This window comes from Anaerovibrio sp., from assembly GCF_045637405.1.
Lineage (GTDB): Bacteria > Bacillota > Negativicutes > Selenomonadales > Selenomonadaceae > Anaerovibrio.
Window position 1 is genome coordinate 1 of the sequence record NZ_JAZTZI010000148.1, and the last position, 5,235, is coordinate 5,235.

4 protein-coding genes are annotated in these 5,235 nt (G+C 42.7%); 3 read left to right on the plus strand and 1 reads right to left on the minus strand.

Annotation, left to right across the window (positions count from 1 at the left end; genetic code table 11):
- The first annotated feature begins 580 nt into the window (after positions 1-580).
- Genes murQ through ACKI5G_RS10215 form a run of 3 tightly spaced genes read left to right on the plus strand, consistent with a single transcriptional unit; the run spans position 581 to position 3,985 of the window.
- Complete coding sequence (gene murQ / locus ACKI5G_RS10205) at positions 581-1,489, plus strand: N-acetylmuramic acid 6-phosphate etherase (RefSeq protein ID WP_407400056.1); 909 nt, start codon at positions 581-583, stop codon at positions 1,487-1,489.
- Positions 1,490-1,515: 26 nt separating this feature from the next.
- Complete coding sequence (locus tag ACKI5G_RS10210) at positions 1,516-2,904, plus strand: PTS transporter subunit EIIC (protein ID WP_407400058.1); 1,389 nt, start codon at positions 1,516-1,518, stop codon at positions 2,902-2,904.
- 1 nt (position 2,905) lies between these two features.
- On the plus strand, positions 2,906-3,985 hold the full coding sequence (locus ACKI5G_RS10215; protein ID WP_407400060.1) for a DUF871 domain-containing protein: 1,080 nt from the start codon (positions 2,906-2,908) through the stop codon (positions 3,983-3,985).
- A gap of 87 nt (positions 3,986-4,072) precedes the next feature.
- On the opposite strand, the gene phnD is transcribed toward ACKI5G_RS10215, so the two are convergent.
- A partial coding sequence (gene phnD, locus ACKI5G_RS10220) for a phosphate/phosphite/phosphonate ABC transporter substrate-binding protein (RefSeq protein WP_407400062.1) occupies positions 4,073-5,235 on the minus strand: 1,163 nt, incomplete at its 5' end.

Consider the following 5,235-nt stretch of genomic DNA (forward strand, 5'->3'; position numbering starts at 1 on the left):
TTTTGTATGTTTATTACTTCCGAAGAAGTAATACCATCATCTGGCTTGAATCATGTGTGCATGATTCTTGTTGCATTGTTTAGTTTTCAAAGAACACCACACTCGTCCTTTTTGTCCGTAGCTTTGTTGCTCCTTGCAAAACTCCTCGACGTACCAGTTTGTGTACGTCTTCGTCGTTTTGCTGCGTCGCGTCTCGCTACGACCAAAAATTACTTCGTGTACAATCTTTCTCAGAAGCTCTTGCTTCGTGAGTCAGCTTTTATAATATAACCTTTTTCCTCTTTCTTGTCAATAACTTTTTTGGAATTATTTTCAAGCTTTGAAAAATAAGTTATTTTGTTGTATTCACCTTCTGCTGTCCATTCCTGCGCATTGGGTGACGACTTGTCCTATACTACACGTTTTCGTTCTCATTGTCAACACTTTATTTCCATTTTTCCTTTTTTAACCAAAATATCGTTAAAATTTGCTACCATATTTTTAATCTAAAAGAGTATAATTATAACGTCATTGTTCACATTTTCTTCTTTTATACATCTTTGCGTACCTATTGTGGTACAAAATGGAGGATTTATACTTAATGATTAACTTATCCCAAATTGCAACTGAACAGGCAAATCCTGCCACTAAACATATTGATGAACTGTCCACATTGGATATGCTAAAAACCATTAATGACGAAGACAAAAAAGTGGCCGCTGCCATTGAATCCGCTCTTCCCATTATCGGAAAGGTAATTGAAATTATTGCTGAGAAAATAAAAAATGGGGGCCGTCTTTTTTATATAGGTGCCGGAACTTCCGGGCGTCTTGGTATTCTGGATGCTGTGGAATGCCCTCCAACCTTTGGCACCGACCCGGAGCTTGTTATAGGAATAATCGCCGGAGGCACTCCTGCTATTTTCAAGGCAGTAGAGGGTGCTGAAGATTCCACTGAGCTTTCCCGGGGCGATCTTAATGAATACTGCTTTAATGACCAAGATGTACTTGTAGGTATTGCCGCTTCCGGCAGAACTCCATATACTTTGTCTGCTTTAAAATATGCCAACAAATTGGGAGCTACTTCCGTTTCCTTGACCTGTTCCCCTAATTCTCCTATGGAAGATGCCGCGGAATATGCCATTGTTGTTCAGCCTGGTCCCGAAGTGATTACGGGCTCCACCCGCTTAAAAGCCGGAACTGCCCAAAAAATGGTCCTTAACATGTTATCCACTGGTACCATGATAAAATTAGGCAAGGTTTACGGTCATTTAATGATTGATGTTAAAGCATCAAACCAAAAGCTCACTGAAAGAGCCACCCGTATTGTTATGGAAGTTACTGACTGTGATCGTGAAACTGCCATTGAGGCTTTGAGCAATGCCAAAGGAAAAGCAAAGCTGGCAATCTTCCACATTATTTCCGGTGAGACAATTGAAAATTCCCAAAGACTTCTTGAGGAAGCAGATGGCTATATTGGCAGGGCCATAAAAAATCTAAACAATAAATAAACTAGAATCATTCTGTGAGGTACAAAATGGATTATAAAGATATTGCCGAAAAGATATATCCCTTAGTTGGAGAAAAACAAAATATTGCTGCATTCACTCACTGCATGACTAGACTTCGCCTGAAGTTAAATGATTATGACAAGGCTGATACTGACGCCATAAAAAAAATCAACGGCGTTATGGGTATTAATCTTAATGAGGATGAGCTTCAAATTATTTTAGGCCCAGGACGTGCTGATAATGTATATGGTGAATTTGCAAGCATTATGGAAAACAGTGCCCCTGTGCCTGCTGAGGACACCACTGCAAATGAAATCAAACAAAAACCGGCCATTGGAGATGGCAAGGAACTACATGCCCAGATCCGCGCCAAAAATGCTACACCGTTAAAGCTCATGACTAAGCGTATTGCCAGCATTTTCATTCCTATGATTCCAGGATTTATTGCCTGTGGTCTTCTCACCGGTATATTAGGTATTTCATTTAAAATTAATCCTGAATTAACCAGTTGGCCAATCATTCAGCTCCTTACGGTTATGAGCAATGCCATTTTCTTTGGGCTTAATATTTTGGTGGGCCATAATGCCGCCAAGGAATTTGGAGGTTCCCCTACCATGGGTGCTATTCTTGCCATCGTCCTTTGTCATCCTAATCTTGCAAACATAAATCTTATGGGTACCGATTTAGTTCCCGGCCGTGGCGGTATTATTGCAGTTCTCATGGTGGCCATTCTCGGAGCTGTTCTTGAGAAATATCTGAAACGTGTAATCCCTGAAATGTTTAGTCTGTTCCTTACTCCACTTTTGGTTCTCCTTATCGGTGGTTTGGCTGCAATTTTCCTGTTACAGCCTATAGGACAGGTGATTGCTGAATTCATTGGTAATGCTGCTACTGCTGCTATTCAGCACGGTGGAATGTTTACCGGCTTTGTTCTGGGAGGTATATGGTTGCCATTGGTTATGCTGGGAGTACACCAGACCATGACTCCTATCCACGCCCAGCTGCTGTCTGAATACGGGGTCACCATTCTCCTTCCAATACTGGCTATGGCCGGTGCCGGACAAATTGGAGCTTCCATTGCAGTTTATATAAAAACTAAAAATAATTTTCTTAAAAAAACCATTCTTTCTGCCCTTCCAGTTGGTATAATGGGGGTTGGGGAACCACTTATTTACGGTGTTACCCTGCCCTTGGGCAAACCTTTTATCGGTGCCTGTATCGGTGGTGCCTTTGGCGGTGCCGTTCAGGCTGCATTTATGGTAGGTGCCTCAGCCATGGGAATTTCCGGGTTGCCACTGGCTGCCACCACCAATAACATCCCTGTGTATCTTGTTGGACTTATTGTTGCCTATATAGCTGGCTTTATTGCCACTTGGCTTATAGGCTTTGATGACCCTGAGGAGGAAGTGAAATAATATGAGTAATGGTATTTCTGTTTATCTTGGCCTGGATAATCACCTGGATGAAAACATTGAATTAATCAAAAAAGCCGCCAACGCTGGTATTAAACGTATTTTTACTTCTCTGCACATTCCCGAGGCAGATGCCGAGGTATTGAAGGCTGAGCTCAAGGAAATCCTTTCTGTTGCCAAAGAATGCAACATGGATGTCATCTCCGATATATCACCCAGAGCAATTAAAACTTTAGGGGTTGCGGGATTTTCTCTCGACCATTTTGCCCAGCTCGGTATTGAGACATTACGGCTTGATGATGGTTTTGCCTTTGATGACATTATCACCATGAGCAATAATGACTTGGGCATCAAGCTTCAGCTTAACGCTTCCACCATCACCGGAGATTTTCTGGCAAAGCTGAAAGAAGCCGGCACTGATATGTCAAATCTTGAGGCCATGCATAATTTCTTTCCCAGGGATAATACAGGTCTTTCTGAAGAATTTGTTTACCAAAAGACTCAATTGCTGCATGAATATGGAATTAAGGTAAGCGCCTTTATTCCAAGCTTTCACCGTCCGCGTTCACCAATTTTTGCAGGTCTTCCAACGTTGGAGCTGCACCGTAAAACCAGCTTTGATTTTTCCCTGCGCCACCTATTGGCCATGGGTATCGACTCTGTTTTTGCAGGTGATTCCCTGCCAAATGACAAGGAAATTGAGCTTCTGGGCAGATTTTCCGATACTGATGCTGTACTCCTTCGTCCTGCCCCCTGGACCGTAGATGAAGGTATTATTAATCTGCTTAAGATGCCATATACTACCCGCCCTGATGAGGCCAGGGATGTGATTCGCACCCAGGAAAGCCGCAGGTATACAAAGGAATCCTCTGTTACCATAAAGCCAGATAATTGTGGTCCAAGAAATGCCGGCTATGTTACCCTTGATAATGAAAACTATGGACGATACCAGGGTGAGCTGCAAATCATCAAGGAATTTTTACCTCCAGACCACCGTGTAAATATTGTGGCTTCCCTGTCCAATGATGAGAAACTACTGATAAAATATTTAACCCCTGGCAGAGCCTTTAAATTTATTCTTTAAACATCATAACTACTAAAAAGGGATACAACCCAAGCAACAAACTGCTTTAGTTGTATCCCTTTTAAATTTCATTTTAGATTTTAGATATTAGCTATGTGCAGCAGCCTTTCTTACTACATCATAGTCCGTATCCTTGGCCTTTACGAAGCCGTTAATCTTAACACCCTTCATAATGCTGCCAACAGCGGCATCGCTGTCATTCATGTGCTCGAAGGCCTGAGTCAGCTGCTTAACAACCTCCGGATCTACACCAGGACCGGCTGCGATAGCATCCTTTGGAATAGGATCTGTCATAAAGATAATATCCAAATTGCTGGCTGCGGCTGCACCTGCCTGTTCAAATGCCTCAGAATAAGTAGCACCAGCCTCAATTACACCATTCATTACTGCTTCAATTACCTTGTTATGGCTGCCCAGGAATCTGGTAGAACCAAAGAAGGTATCTGGATTCTTGCCGTTTTCAATAAGAGCTGCCTTAGGATATACGTAGCCGGAAGCAGACTTCTTATCAACAAAGCCGAAGGACTTGCCCTGCAAATCGTTAAGTGTCTTTATGCCGCTGCCCTTCTTGGTAATGATATAACCGGTATAATTAGTAGCATTGTTCACCTTTGGAGTTACCAATGGAGTAATATTGGTAGTATTCTTGGCAGATACATAAGCCGCTGGAGAGAACCAGCCCACATCAGCCAGATTATTCCTAAGGGCATTACCCAATGCCTCATAATCGTTTACAATAATGGTTCTTGCCTTCATGCCAATCTTCTTGGCTGCCTCAGCAAGAATCGGCATGTGGCTGGCACGGATTTTTTCAGGAGCAGTGAACGGATTTACTGCAAAGATAATCTCATCCTTATCCTTGAACTGTACAGCCACTTTCTGAAGGTTATCACTAACCGCCAGAAGGGACTTGGCATATTCACCGATCTCATCCAAGCTTGCCAGCTGATGGCTCACTGCAGAGCTGGTCTCCTGAGTATTACCGGCAATATCAACTGTAGCCTGTCCGATACTTTCGATAACCTTGGCCATCTCATCAGTGGTAGCACACTGTTTATTGGACATATCACTAAGGGAACTAACAACATGTTCAATGGTACGGATATTGTTTACCATTTCACCCATAGCAGCAGAAGATTCTGCCGCCATTTCCTCTACAGAGGTCAAGCGCTGGGATCCCTCACGCATGCTCTTAGTCACTTCAGAAGTTGTACCAGTTATCTCCCGAACGATTTCCTCAATTTCTTTGG